Below are 18695 nucleotides of genomic sequence, written 5' to 3' on the forward strand. Positions count from 1 at the left end.
CCCGGACGGGAAGCGGCTCCAAGTGCGTAAAAATAGTCTGGGGGTGCTGCAAAGTTATGTGACTTGTGACACACTTCCCGGGCGCGGTTTTACGCGATCCTGATGTTGATGGTTCCAAGCGATTTGCCAGCGAAGCTGGCTAAGAGAATTCACAAGGAAGTTGAAATGAGCAAGCAGGCCGAATTTGCGGTCATCCTGAAGATGAATGCCATGTTCGCCGATCTCGGTGAGGATGAGCTCCAAAGACTGTCCAATCTCTGCCACACCCAGCATCTGGGCAATGGTGAGGTGCTGTTCCAGAAGGGCGATGCGGGCGACGCGCTATTCGGCATGCGCCGCGGTCAGGTCCGGATCGAGACCGGCTCCTCCGACGGCTCCAGGCTGACGCTGAATTTCATGGGCCCGGGCGATCTGTTCGGCGAGGTCGCGGTGCTGGACGGCCAGAGCCGCACCGCGGACGCGACCGCGGGCGAAGCCAGCGAACTGTTCGTGCTGCGGCGCGAAGATTTTCTTGCCTTTCTTGAACGCGAGCCGAAGGTCGCGATCAAGATCATCGCACTGCTCTGCCAACGCATCCGCTGGCAAAGCGAGCGCATGGAAGAATCCATGCTGCAACCACTGCCGGTGCGGCTGGCGCGGCGGCTCTGCGCGCTCGCTGCCGATTTCGGCTCCGAGGTACACATCTCGCAGGAGCAGCTCGGCGTCTTCGTCGGCGCCGCCCGCGAGAGCGTCAATCGCCAGCTTCAGACTTGGCGAAAAGAGGCGATCTTGGACCTCCAGCGCGGCCGCATCCTGCTGAGGAACATGACCAAGCTGACCGCGATCGCGCGGAACGAGTAAGGATCGACTGAACGAGGCTCCTTCACCACCAATGCCCGGTTCGCGGACCGCCGTCCGTCGAACCGTCTCGCGCATGTGACATCGGTGCCACGATTACTCCGCCGCGGGATGTACGATGCCTTTCGGCACCGGCGCCGCCTCCACGGGCGCAGCGCCGTGATGGTCGGTCGTCTCGGCATCCTCGCTGTTCGCGATCAGCCGCTTGCCGAAGCGCCAGATCAGGGCGCCGAGATCGTCCATCACCATGAACATCGCGGGCACGAACACCAGGGACAGGATGGTCGAGAAGATCAGGCCGCCGATGACTGCGAGCGCCATCGGCGAGCGGAACTCGCCGCCGGCGCCGACCGCGAGGGCGCTCGGAATCATGCCGGCGGCCATCGCGATTGTGGTCATCACGATCGGGCGCGCGCGCTTCATGCCGGCGTCGATCATCGCCTCGTCGCGCGGCTTGCCGGCATGGATGGATTCGATGGCGAATTCCACCAGCATGATCGCGTTCTTGGTGACGATCCCCATGAGCATCAGGATGCCGATCCACACTGGTGTGGTGAGCTGCTTGCCGGTGATAAGCAGGGCGGCGATTGCGCCGCCGATCGATAGCGGCAGCGAGAACAGGATGGTGATCGGCTGCAGGAAGGTGCCGAACAGCAGCACCAGCACCGCATAGACCATCATCAGGCCCGCCGTGATGGCGGCGGCGAAGCCGTCGGACAGCTCGTTCAGGCTCTCGGCGTCGCCGGAGGGGCTGACCTTCACGCCCTTCGGCAACGTCTTCATCACCGGCAGGTCGTAGATCGTCTTGGTAGCGTTGCCGAGCGCGGCGGATCCAACGAGGTCGGCTGCGACGGTGGCCTGGCGTTCGCGGTCGTAGCGGTTGATGCTGGTGGGACCCTGGTCGAGCTTGACGTCGGCAATGACCGAGAGCGGTACGCCACCCTTCTCGCCGTGCCCGCCGAGCGGCACGCGCAACTGTTCGAGTGTCTTCAGATTGCCGCGCGCGGCATCCTCGAGCTGCACTCGGATCGGCACCAGCCGGTCGCCGACGTCGAACTTGGCGAGTGCAGGCCCGACGTCGCCGATGGTGGCGACGCGGATGGTCTGCGACAGGCTTTCGGTCGAAACGCCGAGCCGTGCAGCGAGATCGGCGCGCGGTTCGATGCGCAACTCGGGCCGCTCCAGAGTTGTTTCCGAGATCACGTTGGAAATGGTCGGAATCCGCTTCATCTGGGTCGCGAGTTCGCTTGCGACATTGTTGACGATATTGGCGTCGGCGCCGGTGACGACCAACGCAATTGCGCGCAGGCCGTTATCGTCGAGGAACCAGAAGCGGATGTCGGGAATGTTCTCCAGCTCCTGGCTAATCGAGAATTCGAGCTCGCGCTGGGTGATGTCGCGGTCGGCCTTGGGTACGTAATTGATGATCAAAGCCGCGCGCCGGACTTCCTGAGTGCCCGGCGGAACGCGGCCGCCGTCGACGAAGATGCTTTTCACCTCCGACCGCTTGCGCAGCCGCGCGACGATGTCTTCGGTGACCTTCTCGGTGTAGGCAAGCTGGGTGCCCGGCGGCAGCTCGAGCGCAAGCAGCGAGCGCGCGCTGTCCTGCGCGGGCAAGAAGCCCTGCGGCAGCAGTGTGATGCTCCAGATCGAGGCGGCGAAGACGCCGAAGCCGACCAATACCGTGATGAAATAGTGCTTCACGGACCAGGCCACGATCCGATGATAGGATCGCAGTGCGCGGCCGGGCGGGGGCTCCTCGTGATTGCCATGTTTGAGGAAGTAGGCGGCCAGCACCGGCGTGACGAAACGCGCCGCGAGCAGCGAGAAGAATACCTGCACCGAGACGGTGATGCCGAACTGCTTGAAAAACTGCCCGGCGATACCCGACATGAAGCTTGCCGGCGCGAAGATCGCGATGATGGTCAGCGAGATCGCGATCACCGCGAGGCCGATCTCGTCGGCGGCCTCGAGTGCGGCGCGATAGGGCGACTTGCCCATGTTCATGTGCCTGACGATGTTCTCGATCTCGACGATGGCGTCGTCGACCAAGATACCTGTTGACAGCGTGATGGCGAGGAAACTGACGAGGTTGAGCGAGAAGCCGAGCAGGTCCATCGCCCAGAACGCCGGGAAGATCGATAGCGGCAGCGAGATCGCAGCGATGATGGTGGCGCGCAGGTCGCGCAGGAACAACAGCACGATCACGACGGCGAGGATCGCTCCTTCGAACAGGGTCGAGATCGCGGCTTCGTAATTGCCCTTGGTATATTCGACGGATGTGTCGATCAGTTTCAGGTCGACGTCGGGATAGGCGGCCTTGAGTGCGTCGATGCGCTTCGCCACGGCGGCCGCGATCACCACGTCGCTGGCGCCCTTGGAGCGTTTGATGCCGAGCGCGACCACCGGCTCGCCGTTGAATCGTGCGAAAGTGCGGCGATCAGCGATGGTGTCGGTGACGGTGCCGAGATCGTCGAGCCGTACCTCGCCGCCGGCGAACAGCGGAATCATGGTGCCGGCGAGGTCACTCAGCGTTTTGGCGCCGGCCAGCGTGCGGATCGCCTGGTCATTCTTGCCGATCTCTGCGCGGCCGCCGGCGACGTCGATATTGGTGCCCCGCAGGCTCTGGCTGACGTTGACAGCAGTCAGCCCCATCGCCTGCAGGCGGTCGGGATCGAGTGAAACCAGGATCTCGCGTTCGACACCGCCGATGCGCTCGACCTGGGCGACGCCGCGGACGCCCTGAAGTGCGCGCTTGACCACGTCGTCGACGAAATAGGAGAGCTGCTCCGGCGTCTTTCCGGGCGAGATCGCGGCGTAAGTGACGATCGGGAGGCCGATGACGTCGACGCGCTGGATCAGCGGCTCGTTCACATTCTGCGGCAGATTCGAGCGAACCCGCGTCACGGCGTCCTTGACGTCGTTGAGCGCACGATCGGTGTTGGTTTCGAGCGCGAACTGGATCGTGGTCAGGGACAGGCCGTCGGTGATCTGCGACCCGATGTGCCGCACGCCTTCGACACCGGAGACCGCGTCTTCGATGGTCTTGGTGACCTGGGATTCAAGCTCTGCGGGCGCGGCGCCAAATTGCGACACCGCGACCGAGATCACCGGAATGTCGGCCGAGGGCAGTCGCGTCACCGCGAGCTTGGTGAAGGACACCCAGCCCAGGATCAGGAGGATGATCGAAAAGACGACCGACGGCAGCGGATTGCGAATCGACCATGCCGAGATATTGAGAGCCATCAGCGTACCCGCGTGCGATCGAGTTCATCGGCGAACATGGTTTTGATCTGGTCGCCGTCATGCAGTGAAGAGCCGGCGTCGGCCACAACGATTTCGCCGACGTTGATGCCTTCCAGGATTTCCGTTTGGCTGTCGGACGACAGCCCAATCCGTACCTTGCGCGTTTCGACCGAGTTGCCTTTGACGACCTGCACCGTGAGATGGTCGATCGCGGTCTTGGGGACCGCGACGCCGCAGCTTCGCTTGGCGTCGATCGAGGCGCGAGCGAACACGCCGACCTTCAGCGACGGATTGTTGGTGACGCTGATGCGGACGCGGCCGAGCTGCGTCGCGCGGTCGATTTCCGGCGCAACCAGCCGGACCCGGCCGACCAAATCGGGCGCGTCGTCGCGGCTGATGCGCACTGTCGCGCCGGCGCTCAGCTTCGGCATGTGCACCGCCGGGACCTGAGCGTCGAGCTCGATCTCGTTGTTGACGGCGATGCGGAACATCGGGCCGGCCTGCGGCGAGGCGGGCGCGCCGACGATGGTGCGGACCTCGGTGACGAGGCCCGGCGCAGGCGCCTTCAGCGAGACAGGGCCTTGCGGGCCGGGCCGCTGCGGCTGACCCGGAATCTGGGGCGGCGCGGTCAGGCGCGCCAGTTCCTGATTGTCGGTGACCATGGCGCCCTCGGTGACGAAGAGGTCGGTGACCTTGGAGCCTTCCTGGTCGGCGACGACCACGGCCTCACGGCGCGGCACGAAAAAGCCGGTCACCCGCACCAGGTCGGAGAAGCAGGCATTGGTCGACTTCGTCACGATGACGAGCGCCTCGCCCGGCGTTTCCTTCACCTCGGGGCGGCGCCGATGCTCGAACAGATAGTAGCCGACGCCGATCGCGACGACGAACACCACGGTTATGGCAGGCTTGAGATATTCGGAGAAGTTCATCGCCGGATTGTCCTGGCCTGGCTCACGGCCATCCGCACGAGGCCCGCTGAGAGTGTTGCCCTGAAATGAAGCGGCGTCCCGCACGGCTGCGGGACGCGCTTTGGTGGCAAGACTTTACACCGTATCACGACTGGTCATTTCAAATGATTGCGTCGTGCTTACTTCGATGCGGTGGTCTTGTTTTCCATGTTGACGACCTGCACGCGGCGATTGACCTCCGACAGCGGCTGGGCCGGATCCTTCAGCTTGCTCTTGCCATAGCCGACGGTGACGAGGTCGGTCGCGGAAATGCTGTACTTGTCGACGAGGTAGCGCTTAATCGAATCCGCGCGGCGTTCCGACAGCTCCTGATTGTAGCTTTCGCCGCCGGCGGCGTCGGTGTGGCCAGCCAACACAAAGGTCGAGCCCTTCAGGTCGGGGCTCGTCAGCGCGCGGCCGAGCGCCTGCACGGAAGTAAGCGACTTGGTGCTGATATTGGCGGAGTTGTAGTCGAAGGTGATCTCGAGATCGATATTCGGCTTGTCCATGGCTGCCGACGCGATCTCCTCACGCTCGGTCGAGGAGAGCGAACGGGTCGAGCGGCCGCGCACCGACTGGATCAGCTTGGTCTCAACCGCGCTCGACGCTGAGGCGGCCTGAGGGGCGATCGAGAGGCCGCGGGTCAATAGCTTTTTGTTTGTCGGTGCCAGTGCGCGGACGATCTCGTCCTCGGTGACGTTCTTGCTGTTGCCGTCATCGCCGGCGAACGCGGGCGAGGCCGGTAGCGACAGTGCGGCACCGATGGCCATGATCGACAGGATTGCGGTAAGTCCTTTTGCAGCCAATCTCATTGCCAGTCCCTCCTGCGCAGCAAACCTGCGTGGTTTCAAAATTCCTGCAATGGCCCCCCGGGAAAGGCCGCTTGCGGCATCCGCCTATTAGTCTTCGTCAGGCCACCCCGGGTTCGAGGCATATCGCGCCTCAACTCAAAAAAATATCAACGTACTCCGTAACTTGCGAATTCCTGAACGATGTTCGGGTCCATCGCCTTGGCATTGGCGATATCGAGCGCGCCTTCCTGGATCGAGCCGTTGCGTTGCTTGGCGATTCCTCGCCCAAACAGGGAGGAGGTCAGGCGGGGGTTGATCTTCAGGGCCGCGTCGAAATCGGCGATGGCGTTCTTGACCGCGTTCGATTTCAAATTGACGAGCCCCCGGCTATCCAGCGCATCGACGAAATTCGGGCGCAGTCGCAGCGCCTCGTTACAATCTTTGAGCGCGCCCTGGAGGTCGCTGACCACGGTGCGGGTCCAGCAGCGGTTGTTCAGAGCCTCAACATCCTTCGGGTTGATCCGGAGCGTCTCGTCAAAATCCTTGATGGCCAGGCTGTAGGCGCCCTTGCTGGCATAGACCTGGCCGCGCCGGTAAAGCGCGTTCACGTCGTCCGGATTGGCCGCGATCTTGGCCGTCAGGCCCTTGATGGTGGGGTCCTCCGCGAGCACAGCGGCGCTCGGCCCGCTATCCATGCTTGGGGCGGTGATGGTCTCGGCCGGTCTCACCGGCGGTGGCGCCGGGGGCAGGGCGGCCTCGACCTGCGGCTTTGGGGCTGGTGCGACTGCCGTGTCGGCCGACTTCGGAGGCGGTGGCGGTGGCGGTGGCGCGGGAGGTGCCGGTGGCGGGTTGTTGGCGACGACCGGTGGCGGGGGAGGCGGCGGCTGCGTCGCCGCCGGGGGACGCGACCCGGCTGCTCCCGGAATGAACGAAAAGTCTTCCGCAAGCGACGAGGATATCCACGGTACCTGCTCGCCCCTGGAGGCACGGGTGACGCCCATCTTGGTGCGGTTCAGCGTCTCCTCGGCCATCAGGTCGGGGACGCGGATTTCCTTGAGGAGTTCCTGGACGAACAGGCTGTGCTCGCCGCCGGCGTCCGAGACCACCGAGGCCAGCGCCGCCGAATACATCACCAACGTGCCGTTCGGCGCGATGACGGGGGTCAGGCCGGCCGAGAAGCTGCGGAACCGGCGCTCGAACGGGTTGCGCCTGGAGGCGTCGACCAGCGCGATCTTGACGCCGGCGCCGCGGGTATTGAGCTCGCCGAGCACGGTTTCGAGGCTGATGCCGTCGCGCCGCACGTCGGATTCGGTCCAGATCTGCGCATCGATCGGCAGCAAATAGCTCTGCCGCGCGGACTGGATGCCGAAGCCGCTGAAGAACACCAGTGCCACCGACCCCGGCTTGATCTTGCCGTAGAGCTTGTCGAAAGCACGGCGCATGCCGTCACCGGTCAGGTTCTCACCGGTCTCGACGGAAAAGCCGTCGCGCTTGAGCTCGTCGGCGACGTCGCGCGCGTCGTTGAGCGGTTCCTTCAGGGGAGCGTCGGCGTCTGGGTATTTGGCGTTGCCGATGACCAGCGCAAAGCGATCGCCGGCCGCAAGTGACGGAGCGGTCGGGATGAGCGACACGAGCAAGGACAGAACGAAAAGCAGGCGAATTTTCATAATTAGCGCGATCCAGCCAAAAAGGCGCCGTTTCCAGCTTGCGCCGCGGCGACCTTAACTTACGCAATGTGCATTATCAAACCGGGGAAGGGGGGCGTCAACCGCTTGCGGATTCGGCGCTATCGCGACAATTGACCGCGACGCATGGGCATGTTGCGGGGGGAATAAACGGGCGGTCACGATTGCACGCGATGCATTCTGGTTGTCATTGCGGCTGCACGTTAGGGCAGCCATGGCGACAACAATGTGATTGGTCTCACATTGCGGACGGGCCTCCTTCGCAACCTGCGGTGTTTGACCTTTGCGGTGGACGATGGCTTGGTGCGGTCGATCGCCCTGAAGGTGCATCCACAAAAGAGCAAGATCAAAACCATGGGAAACGCCTACGAAATCTACGCCCTGCGCTACGCGACGATGTCGCCGCGCACGCCCAACATGAACTTCCTCGCGCCCGACCCGCATGACAGCGCGGCGCAGGACCTCGACTATTTCGTCTGGCTGATTCGCGGCAACGGCCGCGACATCCTGGTCGATACCGGCTTCAATGCCGAGGAAGCGTCCGCGCGGGCCCGCAAGCTGACGCTCAATCCGGTCGACGCGCTGGAGCGCTTTGGTGTCGCGGCGTCGAGCATTCGCGATGTCATCGTGACGCATCTGCATTACGACCACGCCGGCAATCTGGACCGCTTCCCGAACGCGCGCTTCCATATCCAGGAGCGCGAGATGGCCTACGCGACGGGGCGTTGCATGTGCAACGGACTGCTGCGACATCCGTTCTCGGTCGAGCACGTCACGCAGATGGTCCGCCATGTCTATGGCGAGCGCGTCAATTTCTATTCCGGCGACGGCGAGGTCGCGCCCGGCGTCACCGTGCACCGCGTCGGCGGCCATTCCGACGGCCTGCAGGTGGTGAGGGTCGAGACCGCCCGCGGACCGGTGGTGCTGGCGTCCGATGCCGCGCATTATTTCGCCAATCTCCAGCGCAGGAGCCCATTCCCGATCGTCTACAATGTCGGCGACATGGCGGCTGGATGGGAGACGATCGAGCGTCTCGCGGGCCATCCCGACCGGTTCATTCCCGGCCACGACCCGATCGTGACCGAGATCTATCCGCGCGCCAGCGACCAGGGCGATGTGTGGGCCCTGCATTTGCCGCCGTCGCGATCGTTCGCAAAGTGATCAATACGCCTGCTTGGCGTCGGCCTCTTCGCTGGTCTGGATCAAATCGAGGCTCTGTTCGATCTTGCCGAGCAGCGTCGATAGCTGTTTGCGCTCCTGCGCGGAGAGGCAGGCGAGGATCTCGTCTTCCCGCCGCAGCAATTGCGGAAACAGCTCCTCGTAGAGCGTGCGGCCTTTCCTCGTCAGTCGCAGGCGGAATTCGCGGCGATCGGCTTCGTTCTCGACGCGCTCAATCAAACCCTGCTGCAGCAGCATGGTCACCGCGCGGCTGATGGTGGATTTGTGCGTGCGGGTGCATTGCGCGACGTACTGCGCGCTGCAGGCATCGTTGCGGAAGCCGAGCGTCGCGATCACGCGCCAGGCCGGGATGTCGAGGCCGTGACGTTCCTGATATTCGACCGAAAGAGCGGCGCTGACCTCCGCCGCGAGCCGGTTGAGGCGGAACGGCACGAACCTGAACAGGTCGAGCCGTGTTTGCGGCCGCGCTGAGGCCGCATCGGCCTCACGTGTCTTCAGCGCGATGTCGCTGGATGTCCTCGCCAAGGAGAGCGCTCCGAATTCCAGTTGACGGCCGGCCGGCTCCGGTCCAAAATAGTTGCACGTGAGACTATTAGCAGATCAGGTCTCTCCTGACCAGAGCCGAGGTGAGCGCATGGCGCAGGCCAATACGCATCAGGCCAAAACCCAGTTCGGCTATCGCCGCCACCCCGATCAGGATCGTCCCGGGCAGGGCGCGGCCGAGCATCCCGTGGTGATCGTCGGCGCGGGCCCGGTCGGGCTGTCGCTGGCGATCGACCTTGCCCAGCGCGGCCAGCACGTCGTCCTTCTGGATGATGCTGATCGCATCGGAGAGGGCTCCCGCGCAATCTGCTTCTCGAAACGGTCGCTGGAATATTGGGACCGGCTCGGCGTCGGCGACCGCATGGTCGACAAGGGCGTGGTCTGGAGCGTCGGCCGGATCTTCCACGGCGAGCAGCAGCTCTACCAGTTCAATCTGCTGCCGGACGACGGCCACAAGCGGCCGGCCTTCATCAATCTCCAGCAATATTACGCCGAGGCCTATCTGGTCGACCGCATCAGCGATCTGCCCGAGATCAACCTGCGCTGGCGCAACAAGGTGACGGCGCTGGAGCGCCGCAACGATTCCGTCGCGCTGACGATCGAGACGCCGGAGGGCGCCTATCGCCTGCACGCGCAATATGTCGTCGCCTGCGACGGCGCGCGCTCTTCGCTGCGGCAGATGGTGGGCGCCGACTTCGCGGGACAGGTGTTCGAGGACCAGTTCCTGATCGCCGACGTCAAGATGACCGCGGAATTCCCGACCGAGCGCTGGTTCTGGTTCGATCCGCCGTTTCATGCCGGGCGGTCGGCGTTGCTGCACAGGCAGCCTGACGATGTCTGGCGCATCGACCTTCAGCTCAATCGCTATGCCGACCCCATCGTCGAGAAGAAGCCCAAGAACGTGCGGCCGCGGATTGCGCGCATGCTCGGCCACGACAAGTTCGAGTTCGAGTGGATCTCGCTCTACAAATTCCAGTGCCGGCGGATGGACCGCTTCGTCCATGGCCGCGTGATCTTTGCAGGCGATTCCGCGCACCAGGTCTCGCCGTTCGGCGCGCGCGGCGCCAATTCGGGACTCGAGGACGCCGAAAACCTCTCCTGGAAACTCGACCGCGTGCTGCGCGGCGCCTCACCCGCGAGCCTGCTCGAGAGTTATCATGTTGAGCGCAGCCTGGCGGCCGACGAGAACATCCGTGAATCCACCCGCTCGACCGACTTCATGGCGCCGAACTCGCATCAGGAAGCGCGGCTGCGCAAGGCGGTGCTGTCGTTGGCCAAGGAAACGGAGTTCGGCAAGCGCATGGTCAATGGCGGGCGGCTCTCGGTGCCGTGCAGCTATGACTCGCCGCTGTCATCGCCCGATGCGGATGCGTGGCGCGGTGGCCCGCTCCCGGGTTGCTCGATGCTCGATGCTCCCGTTACGACGCGCGCGGGCGAGCAAGGCTATTTGACGGATGCGTTCCGCAAGGGTGGGACGGATTTCACTTTGCTGTCGTTCAGCAATGGCGCGGCGATTGAGGCGCCTGTTGGTGTGAAGGACATCTGCATCGGCGGTGAGGACGGGCTCGCAGATCCGTCGGGGCTCACCGCAAAGCGCTATGATGCGGAACCAGGCTCAGCCTACTTACTCAGGCCGGACGGCTACGTTGCAGCGCGCTTCCGCCACCCCACGCGCGCTGGCGTCACGGCGGCGCTGTCGCGGGCCCAAGGCGTGAATTCAGGATTGGCTTGAATTGAGGATTCGCATGCCGCTCTCCACCAGCTCCAACTTCGCGCGACCCGACGACGCCTTTCGCGCCATCGTGGAGGCGCATCGTGGCTTCACCGACGAGCAAAGCGCCGATTTCGACGCGGCGCTGGTGCTGATCCTTGCCAACCATATCGGCGATATCGACGTGCTGCGAGAGGCGATCCTGCTCGCCAAGCGGCGCATGATCGACGGCCAGCAGCAGCAACAGCAACAACAGCAATAATGTCCAAAGGAACGAATTGATGGCGAAGAACTTCGCATCCACCGGCGACCTCTCCGAGAAGAAGATCACCTTCTCCGAGATTGGCACCGATCTCTACGCCTTCACCGCGGAGGGCGATCCGAACACCGCGATCATCGTCGGCGACGACGGCTGCCTGGTGTTCGACGCCCAGTCGACGCCGGCGATGGCCAACAAGGTGATCGAGCGCGTCCGTACCGTCACCGACAAGCCGATCAAATATGTCGTGCTGTCGCATTATCACGCCGTGCGCGTGCTCGGTGCCTCCGCCTACAAGGCGCAGGGCATCGTCGCCTCGCAGGAGACCTATCGCTTGATCGAGGAGCGTGGCCAGCAGGATTGGGATTCCGAGTATGGCCGCTTTCCGCGCCTGTTTCAGGACGCCCAAAGCATTCCCGGCCTAACCTGGCCGACGCTGACCTTCGAAGGCGAGATGTCGATCTATCTCGGCAGGCGCGAGGTGCGCCTGATGCAGCTTGGCGCCGGCCACACCTCGGGCGACATCGTCGCCTGGGTGCCCGATGCCGAGGTAATGTTCTCCGGTGACCTGATCGAATACCACTCGGCCTGCTATTGCGGCGACGCGCATTTGCGCGAATGGCCGCTGACGCTGAACGAGATCCGCAACTTCAATCCCAAGGCGATCGCGCCGGGCCGCGGCGATGCGCTCAAGGGTGTCGCGACGGTGCGAGAAGCCATCGCGATGACGCGTGACTTCGTCACCTCGCTCTACGGCGCCGCCGAAATCTCGGTCGCCAGGGGCCGCACGCTGAAGGAATCGATGGCCGCTACGCGCGAGGTCATGGATCCGAAATTTTCGAGCTTCGCCATCTACGAGCACTGTCTGCCGTTCAACGTGTCGCGTGCCTATGACGAGGCGTCGGGAATCGACGACCCCGTGATCTGGACCGACAAGCGCGACCAGGAGATGTGGGCCGCCCTGCAAGGAGGAGGATAGAAATGAACATCAATACCTCGCCCGATCAGATCATTCGCAGCACGGCCCAGGTCACGCCGGGCTACATGTCCGGCTTCGGCAACAGCTTTGAGACCGAGGCGTTGCCGGGCGCGCTGCCGATCGGGCGCAACTCGCCGCAGCGCTGTGCCTACGGCCTCTATGCCGAGCAGCTTTCCGGCTCTCCCTTCACCGCGCCGCGCGGCAGCAACGAGCGCTCCTGGCTCTATCGTATTCGCCCGTCGGTGAAACATTCGGGTCGCTTCGAGAAGGCCGACGGCGGTCTGTGGCGCTCGGCACCGTGCCATGAAAACGATCTGCCGATCGCGCAATTGCGCTGGGATCCGGCGCCGATCCCGAAGGAGGACATGACATTCCTCCAGGGCGTGCAGACCATGACGACGGCCGGTGACGTCAACACCCAGGCTGGCATGGCCGCGCATGTTTATCTCATCACCAAGTCGATGGTGGACCAGCACTTCTACAATGCCGACGGCGAGCTGATGTTCGTGCTGCAGCAGGGCAATCTTCGCATCGTCACCGAGTTCGGTCGCATCGATGCCGAGCCCGGTGAGATCGCGGTGATCCCGCGTGGCGTCAAGTTCCGGGTGGAGATTCCGAACGGGCCGGCGCGCGGCTATCTCTGTGAAAACTACGGCGGCGCCTTCACGCTGCCAGAGCGCGGGCCGATCGGCGCCAACTGTCTCGCCAATGCCCGCGACTTCCTGACACCGGTAGCGCACTACGAGGACAAGGACACGCCGACTGAGCTGTTCGTGAAGTGGGGCGGTGCGCTGTTCAAGACTACCTTGCGGCATTCGCCGATCGACGTCGTCGCCTGGCACGGCAATTATGCGCCGTACAAATATGATCTGCGTAGCTTCTCGCCGGTCGGCGCGATCGGCTTCGATCATCCTGATCCCTCGATCTTCACCGTGCTGACCTCGCCGTCGGAGACCGCAGGCACGGCGAACATCGACTTCGTGATCTTCCCCGAGCGCTGGATGGTAGCCGACAACACCTTCCGCCCGCCGTGGTATCACATGAACATCATGAGCGAGTTCATGGGCCTGATCTACGGCGTCTACGACGCCAAGCCGCAAGGATTCGTGCCGGGCGGCATGAGCCTGCACAATTGCATGCTGCCGCACGGCCCCGATCGCGATGCCTTCGAGCACGCCAGTAATGGCGAGCTGAAGCCGGTGAAGCTGACCGGCACCATGGCTTTCATGTTCGAGACCCGCTACGCGCAGCGCGTCACCGCGCACGCCGCGAATTCCGCGACGTTGCAGGACGACTACGCGGATTGCTGGAAGGGTCTGGAAAAGCGGTTCGATCCGAGCAAGCCGTAGCCTTCTTACCCTGTCCCCTTGTGGGAGAGGGTGGCTCGCCGCGTAGCGGCGAGACGGGTGAGGGGTTCTCTCCGCGAGCATCCCTCTTACGACTGAGTGCGCAAATAGAACCCCTCATCCGGCGCTTCGCGTCACCTTCTCCCACAAGGGGAGAAGGAAGAAAGAATCGAGCCGAAAGTGACAACGCACCCCAACGACCCCAGCCTCCGCTCCTTCATCGACGTCGATCCCGCCTCCGATTTCCCGATCCAGAACCTGCCTTACGGCGTGTTCTCGACCGCGGCCAACCCGACTCCGCGGGTCGGCGTGGCGATCGGCAATTATGTGCTCGATCTCTGGGAGCTCAAGCAGGATTCGCGGCTCGACGTCGGCCCGCTCGGCGTGTTCTCGACGCCGTCGCTCAATGCTTTCATGGCGTTGGGGCCAAAGGTCTGGACGAAGACGCGGGCGCGGATCAGCGAGCTGCTGCGCGCCGATCATCCAGAACTGCGCGACAACGAGGAGCTGCGCAAGCAGGCTCTGGTGCCGATGCGCGATGCGAAACTGCATCTGCCATTCGCAGTCTCCGGCTACACCGATTTCTATTCGTCGAAAGAACACGCCACCAATGTCGGCGTGATGTTCCGTGGCAAGGACAACGCGCTGCAGCCGAACTGGCTCCATATGCCGATCGCCTACAACGGCCGTGCCTCGACCGTCGTGGTCTCCGGCACTAAGGTGAAGCGCCCGCGCGGGCAGCTCAAGCCGCCGAATGTGGAGGCGCCGAGCTTCGGACCGTGCAAGCGGCTCGATTTCGAGCTGGAGATGGGTGTCGTGGTCGGCCAGCCCTCAGCCATGGGCGGCATGCTTGGGGAGCAGCAGGCCGAGGAGATGATCTTCGGCTTCGTGCTGCTCAACGATTGGAGCGCGCGCGATATCCAGCAATGGGAATATGTGCCGCTCGGGCCGTTCCTCGCCAAGGCGTTCGCGACCTCGATCAGCCCGTGGGTGGTGACGCGCGAGGCGCTGGAGCCGTTTCGCCTGAGCGGGCCGGAGCAGGAGCCGGTGCCGCTCGACTACCTCAAGCAGGGCAAGCCGCAGAACTACGAGCTCGAGCTCGACGTCTCCTTGCGTGTCGCCGGAGCCAACGCGCCGGCCGGTATCAGCCGTACCAATTTCAAGTACATGTACTGGTCCTCGGTGCAGCAGCTGATGCACCACGCCTCCTCCGGCTGCGCGATGAATGTCGGAGATCTCCTGGGCAGCGGCACCATTTCCGGCCCGGAGAAGAACCAGCGCGGCAGCCTGCTGGAGATCAGCTGGAACGGCACCGAGCCGGTCGAATTGCCCGGCGGCATCAAGCGGTCATTCCTGGAAGACGGCGACAGCCTCGTCATGCGCGGCTGGTGTCAGGGCGAAGGCTATCGCGTCGGTTTTGGTGAGGTCGAGGGGACGATTCTGGCGGCGGAGTAGGGCGCCGCCGCTTCCACAAACTCCGTCATTGCGAGCGCAGCGAAGCAATCCAGAATCTTTCCGCGGAGGCAGTCTGGATTGCTTCGTCGCAAGGGCTCCTCGCAATGACGTGGAGAGAGTTCACCGCTTCTCCGGCGGTACATCCTTGACCCGCGCGCAATGCGCCGCGACGTCCTCCAGGCTGTACTTCAGATGCACCCGCTTGTCCGACGGCGCCTGCTTGGTCGTGCACACGCCCGGTCGCCATTGCTGCGTTGGCCTGATCGGGCGCGGCGCAAAGCCGCCGCCGCAGTTCGGGCAGACGTTGCAGAGTTTCGTCTCCACGCAGTCCGCACAGAAGGTGCATTCATAGGAGCAGATCCGCGCATCGGTTGCGTTCGGCGGCAGGTCTCGGTTGCAATATTCGCAGTTCGGTCGAAGCTGGAGGGCCATGGCTCAGTCTCCGCAGATTTGGCGGGGATCATCGCAGATCGCACGCGCAGCGCGAATGCCGGATTTCCCTCGATTTCAGCCGGGTTTGATTTCTTTCAGCGGCAGACGCGTGCTTTCCTTCAGCCTGTCGAGCACGATCGATGAGCGCACATGCGCCACGCTCTGGTGCGGCATCAGCACGTCGTTGACGAGATTGGAGAGACCCTTCAGGTCGCGCAACACGGCTTTCAGCACATAGTCGGCGTCGCCCGTGAGCGAATAGGCCTCCTGAATCTCGTCGATTCGATTGACCAGCGCTCGGAACCGTTTCGAATTGTCCGGCGAGTGCGTCGCCAGCGTCACCTGGATGAAGGCGACCACGCCGAAGCCCAGCGCCTCGCTGGAGAGATCGGCGTGATAGCCCGCGATCACCTTCTCCTCCTCCAGCCGCATCCGTCGCCGCGAGCATTGCGAGGCCGAGAGTCCCGCGAGGTCGGCCAGTTCCTGGTTGGTGAGGCGGCCGTCGTCCTGGAGCGCACTCAGGATCTTGAGGTCGAAGGCATCCACCAAAGTCATGCGCAATTGTCCCGTTCTATGCACAGATCGTGCGCAGGATAATCAAATGACGTCCCATTTGCACGCTCATTGCAGGCGCCATGAAGGATAGTTCATGGCAGCAGCAATTTGGGAGAGCACCATGGGTCCGTTTCCGCACGATGCACCGCCGGCCACGATCAGCGCCAACAATCCGATGGGCACCGACGGCTTCGAGTTCGTCGAATATGCCCATCCCGATCCGGAACAGCTGCACGCCCTGTTCAAGCTGATGGGCTATGCGCCCGTCGCGCGCCACAGAACGAAGAAGATCACGGTCTATCGCCAGGGCGACATCAATTATCTCGTCAACGAGGAGCCCGGCACCCACGGTCACGATTTCGTCGCCGCGCACGGCCCCTGTGCGCCGTCAATGGCGTTTCGCGTCGTCGATGCCAAGAAGACATATGACCGTGCGTTATCGCTCGGTGCCGAGCCTGCGGATGTGTCCTCCGCGCAGAAGACGCTCGACGTCCCCGCGATCAGGGGCATCGGCGGCAGCCTGCTCTATTTCGTCGATTGCTATGGCGTCAAGGGTTCGGCCTATGACAACGAGTTCGAATGGCTCAGCGCGCGCGATCCACGTCCCGCCGGCGCCGGCCTGTTCTATCTCGATCACCTCACCCACAACGTCCATCGCGGCCGCATGGACGTGTGGACCGGCTTCTACGAAAAACTCTTCAACTTCCGCCAGATCCGCTTCTTCGATATCGAGGGCCGCGCCTCAGGCCTGTTCTCGCGCGCGCTGACGAGCCCCGACGGCAAGATCCGGATTCCGATCAACGAGGACGCCGGCGATTCCGGCCAGATCGAGGAATATCTCAATATCTATCGCGGCGAAGGCATCCAGCACATCGCCTGCGGCTGCCGTGACATCCACCGCACTATCGAGGACTTGCGCGAAGCGGGCCTGCCCTTCATGCCAGCGCCGCCCGAGACCTATTTCGAGCGGATCGACGCGAGGTTGCCGAAGCATGGCGAGGACGTCGCGCGCCTGCAGAAGAACGGCATCCTGATCGACGGCGAAGGCGTCGTCGACGGCGGTCAGACCAAGGTGCTGCTGCAGATCTTCTCGGCCAACGCGATCGGCCCCATCTTCTTCGAGTTCATCCAGCGCAAGGGCGACGACGGTTTTGGCGAGGGCAATTTCAAGGCGCTGTTCGAATCGATCGAGGAGGACCAGATCCGGCGTGGGGTGCTGAAGGTGGATGCGGCGTAAGTCGCGCACTTTACGTACACTGCCATATCAAAACAGGTGTCGTCCCGGCGAAGGCCGTGACCCATATACCGCGTGATTTATCGATCTGATCGGTGAGGGTACCGAACTCCGAGTCTTCGCCAAACCACTCCCTGTGGTTATGGGTCCCGGCCTTCGCCGGGACGACATCGGAGGTTGTTGTAACGGCGGGGGTCTAACGCCCCGCCTTCCACGCCTTCGTCACTGCGCCGATCTCCGCCCCTTCCGGCTCGCGCACCGCCGATGGCGTCCGTGAAAAGCGCGGCGCCGGCGCCGGCTGCTTGACGCCGTGGCGCTCGACGAACACCTGTCGGGCGACCATATGCGGATGCTCGGTTGCTTCCGACATGGTCAGCACCGGCGCAAAGCAGATGTCGGTGCCTTCCATGATCTTGCACCAGTCCTCGCGCGTCTTGCTCTTGAACACCGTCTTCAGTTTTTCCTTCAGCGCGGGCCAGGCCTTGCGGTCCATCTGCGCGTCGAAATCGGCGTCGGTCAGGCCGGCGTGCTCGCGCAGCAGCGCGTAGAATTGCGGCTCGATCGAGCCGATCGAGACGAAATGGCCGCAGGCGCATTCATAGACGCCGTAGAAATGTGCGCCGCCGTCGAGGAAGTTCTCGTTGCGGCCTTCGGTCCAGCGGCCGAGCGTGGTCATGTCGAAGAAGAACGACATCAGCGATGCCGCGCCGTCGCACATCGCGGCATCGACGACCTGACCCTTGCCTGACCGCGAGGCCTCCAGCAGCGCCGCAAGCACGCCGACGACGAGGTAGAGCGCGCCGCCGCCGAAATCGCCGACCAAATTGAGCGGCGGCACCGGCGCCTCCTTCGTGCCGATCGCGGCGAGCGCGCCGGTGATGGAGATGTAGTTGATGTCGTGGCCGGCGGCATTGGCGAGCGGGCCTTGCTGGCCCCAGCCAGTCATGCGGCCGTAAACCAGCTTTGGATTGCGCGCGAGCACGACGTCAGGCCCGAGGCCGAGCCGCTCCATGACGCCGGGACGGAAACCCTCGACCAGCGCGTCGGCATTCGCAAGCAGATCCAGCACCTCCGCGATCGCCGTCTTGTCCTTGAGGTCGAGCTCGACCACCTTGCGGCCGCGGCCTGCGACCGACTTCATGCTCTTCCTGGCGCCGACACGATCGAGCGTGACGACTTCGGCGCCCATGTCGGCCAGCAACATGCAGGCGAACGGGCCGGGTCCAATGCCGGCGAATTCGACGATGCGGAAACCTGCGAGCGGACCGGAGGTGCGAACGGAGGAGGTGGGGGCTGATTTGTCGAGCACGTCGTTGTTTCCTCGGGTCGCGGGCGGATGCCGATTGTTCGGCAATCGCCTCGGACATTCCTCTGCGGGCGAGTTAATTGGCTGATTAACTTTTCTCGCCTTCACGCCAGCGAGGCAAGCGCTTTTCATCCGCACGGCCAAATAAAAACGGCGCGCACCGAAGTGCGCGCCGCGGAAGATTTGTGTT

The 18695-nt window shown here is 63.6% G+C and carries 16 protein-coding genes; 8 read left to right on the top strand and 8 right to left on the bottom strand.

The annotated features are described in order from the left end of the window. Positions 1 to 165: 165 nt before the first annotated feature. Positions 166 to 840: a Crp/Fnr family transcriptional regulator gene (locus IVB48_RS00335; RefSeq protein ID WP_247396335.1), complete on the top strand. Its 675-nt coding sequence runs from the start codon at positions 166 to 168 to the stop codon at positions 838 to 840. 93 nt (positions 841 to 933) lie between these two features. On the opposite strand, the gene IVB48_RS00340 is transcribed toward IVB48_RS00335, so the two are convergent. The 4 genes from IVB48_RS00340 to IVB48_RS00355 all read right to left on the bottom strand — a co-directional run bounded on the left by IVB48_RS00340 (position 934) and on the right by IVB48_RS00355 (position 7488). After that, positions 934 to 4083, bottom strand: coding sequence for an efflux RND transporter permease subunit (locus tag IVB48_RS00340; protein WP_247396338.1), 3150 nt, complete (start codon positions 4081 to 4083; stop codon positions 934 to 936). Beyond that, positions 4083 to 5012: an efflux RND transporter periplasmic adaptor subunit gene (locus IVB48_RS00345; RefSeq protein ID WP_247396341.1), complete on the bottom strand. Its 930-nt coding sequence runs from the start codon at positions 5010 to 5012 to the stop codon at positions 4083 to 4085. The genes IVB48_RS00340 and IVB48_RS00345 overlap by 1 nt, the downstream gene beginning before the upstream one ends. A 158-nt stretch (positions 5013 to 5170) precedes the next feature. After that, positions 5171 to 5842, bottom strand: coding sequence for an OmpA family protein (locus IVB48_RS00350; protein WP_247396344.1), 672 nt, complete (start codon positions 5840 to 5842; stop codon positions 5171 to 5173). 146 nt (positions 5843 to 5988) lie between these two features. Then, the gene (locus IVB48_RS00355; RefSeq protein WP_247396346.1) at positions 5989 to 7488 is read right to left on the bottom strand and encodes a caspase family protein; all 1500 of its coding nucleotides are present in this window, start codon (positions 7486 to 7488) and stop codon (positions 5989 to 5991) included. 372 nt (positions 7489 to 7860) lie between these two features. Here IVB48_RS00355 and IVB48_RS00360 point away from each other — a divergent pair, with 372 nt between their 5' ends. Beyond that, complete coding sequence (locus IVB48_RS00360; RefSeq protein WP_247396491.1) at positions 7861 to 8667, top strand: N-acyl homoserine lactonase family protein; 807 nt, start codon at positions 7861 to 7863, stop codon at positions 8665 to 8667. Here IVB48_RS00360 and IVB48_RS00365 read toward each other — a convergent pair whose 3' ends face one another. Beyond that, positions 8668 to 9210, bottom strand: coding sequence for a MarR family transcriptional regulator (locus IVB48_RS00365; RefSeq protein WP_247284774.1), 543 nt, complete (start codon positions 9208 to 9210; stop codon positions 8668 to 8670). 109 nt (positions 9211 to 9319) lie between these two features. On the opposite strand from IVB48_RS00365, the gene IVB48_RS00370 reads away from it, so the two are divergent. From IVB48_RS00370 to fahA, 5 genes are all read left to right on the top strand, one after another. Further along, positions 9320 to 10960 (top strand): FAD-dependent oxidoreductase, encoded by a 1641-nt coding sequence (locus tag IVB48_RS00370; RefSeq protein WP_247396348.1) that lies wholly within the window; start codon positions 9320 to 9322, stop codon positions 10958 to 10960. Positions 10961 to 10973: 13 nt separating this feature from the next. Next, positions 10974 to 11201 carry a DUF2783 domain-containing protein gene (locus tag IVB48_RS00375; protein ID WP_247396352.1) on the top strand — a complete coding sequence of 76 codons (228 nt, stop codon included), beginning with the start codon at positions 10974 to 10976 and terminating at the stop codon, positions 11199 to 11201. A gap of 19 nt (positions 11202 to 11220) precedes the next feature. Further along, positions 11221 to 12177, top strand: a complete 957-nt coding sequence (locus IVB48_RS00380; RefSeq protein WP_247396354.1) for an MBL fold metallo-hydrolase — start codon at positions 11221 to 11223, stop codon at positions 12175 to 12177. Between the two features lie 2 nt (positions 12178 to 12179). Beyond that, on the top strand, positions 12180 to 13526 hold the full coding sequence (gene hmgA, locus IVB48_RS00385) for a homogentisate 1,2-dioxygenase (protein WP_247396357.1): 1347 nt from the start codon (positions 12180 to 12182) through the stop codon (positions 13524 to 13526). Positions 13527 to 13703: 177 nt separating this feature from the next. After that, positions 13704 to 14978 carry a fumarylacetoacetase gene (fahA, locus tag IVB48_RS00390; protein ID WP_247396359.1) on the top strand — a complete coding sequence of 425 codons (1275 nt, stop codon included), beginning with the start codon at positions 13704 to 13706 and terminating at the stop codon, positions 14976 to 14978. A 120-nt stretch (positions 14979 to 15098) separates the two neighbouring features. On the opposite strand, the gene IVB48_RS00395 is transcribed toward fahA, so the two are convergent. Both IVB48_RS00395 and IVB48_RS00400 read right to left on the bottom strand, forming a co-directional pair. Next, the gene (locus tag IVB48_RS00395) at positions 15099 to 15410 is read right to left on the bottom strand and encodes a DUF1272 domain-containing protein (RefSeq protein ID WP_247396362.1); all 312 of its coding nucleotides are present in this window, start codon (positions 15408 to 15410) and stop codon (positions 15099 to 15101) included. A 75-nt stretch (positions 15411 to 15485) separates the two neighbouring features. After that, on the bottom strand, positions 15486 to 15965 hold the full coding sequence (locus IVB48_RS00400; protein WP_247396364.1) for an Lrp/AsnC family transcriptional regulator: 480 nt from the start codon (positions 15963 to 15965) through the stop codon (positions 15486 to 15488). A gap of 121 nt (positions 15966 to 16086) precedes the next feature. Between IVB48_RS00400 and hppD the strand changes: the two genes are divergently transcribed. Further along, positions 16087 to 17202, top strand: a complete 1116-nt coding sequence (hppD, locus tag IVB48_RS00405) for a 4-hydroxyphenylpyruvate dioxygenase (RefSeq protein WP_247396493.1) — start codon at positions 16087 to 16089, stop codon at positions 17200 to 17202. 193 nt (positions 17203 to 17395) lie between these two features. Here the strand turns inward: hppD and IVB48_RS00410 are convergent, their stop codons facing one another. Continuing rightward, complete coding sequence (locus tag IVB48_RS00410; protein WP_027568327.1) at positions 17396 to 18508, bottom strand: CaiB/BaiF CoA-transferase family protein; 1113 nt, start codon at positions 18506 to 18508, stop codon at positions 17396 to 17398. Positions 18509 to 18695 lie beyond the last annotated feature (187 nt).

It is taken from the genome of Bradyrhizobium sp. 76 (assembly GCF_023073025.1).
Taxonomy (GTDB): Bacteria; Pseudomonadota; Alphaproteobacteria; order Rhizobiales; family Xanthobacteraceae; genus Bradyrhizobium.

Excerpts from the sequence above, each read along its gene's own strand:
- IVB48_RS00350 (WP_247396344.1), bottom strand. The coding sequence starts at position 5,842 with ATGAGATTGGCTGCAAAAGGACTTACCGCAATCCTGTCGATCATGGCC.
- IVB48_RS00355 (WP_247396346.1), bottom strand. The coding sequence starts at position 7,488 with ATGAAAATTCGCCTGCTTTTCGTTCTGTCCTTGCTCGTGTCGCTCATC.
- IVB48_RS00395 (WP_247396362.1), bottom strand. The coding sequence starts at position 15,410 with ATGGCCCTCCAGCTTCGACCGAACTGCGAATATTGCAACCGAGACCTG.
- hppD (WP_247396493.1), top strand. The coding sequence starts at position 16,087 with ATGGGTCCGTTTCCGCACGATGCACCGCCGGCCACGATCAGCGCCAAC.
- IVB48_RS00400 (WP_247396364.1), bottom strand. The coding sequence starts at position 15,965 with ATGACTTTGGTGGATGCCTTCGACCTCAAGATCCTGAGTGCGCTCCAG.
- IVB48_RS00380 (WP_247396354.1), top strand. The coding sequence starts at position 11,221 with ATGGCGAAGAACTTCGCATCCACCGGCGACCTCTCCGAGAAGAAGATC.
- IVB48_RS00370 (WP_247396348.1), top strand. The coding sequence starts at position 9,320 with ATGGCGCAGGCCAATACGCATCAGGCCAAAACCCAGTTCGGCTATCGC.
- IVB48_RS00345 (WP_247396341.1), bottom strand. The coding sequence starts at position 5,012 with ATGAACTTCTCCGAATATCTCAAGCCTGCCATAACCGTGGTGTTCGTC.
- IVB48_RS00340 (WP_247396338.1), bottom strand. The coding sequence starts at position 4,083 with ATGGCTCTCAATATCTCGGCATGGTCGATTCGCAATCCGCTGCCGTCG.
- IVB48_RS00375 (WP_247396352.1), top strand. The coding sequence starts at position 10,974 with ATGCCGCTCTCCACCAGCTCCAACTTCGCGCGACCCGACGACGCCTTT.
- hmgA (WP_247396357.1), top strand. The coding sequence starts at position 12,180 with ATGAACATCAATACCTCGCCCGATCAGATCATTCGCAGCACGGCCCAG.
- IVB48_RS00360 (WP_247396491.1), top strand. The coding sequence starts at position 7,861 with ATGGGAAACGCCTACGAAATCTACGCCCTGCGCTACGCGACGATGTCG.
- IVB48_RS00335 (WP_247396335.1), top strand. The coding sequence starts at position 166 with ATGAGCAAGCAGGCCGAATTTGCGGTCATCCTGAAGATGAATGCCATG.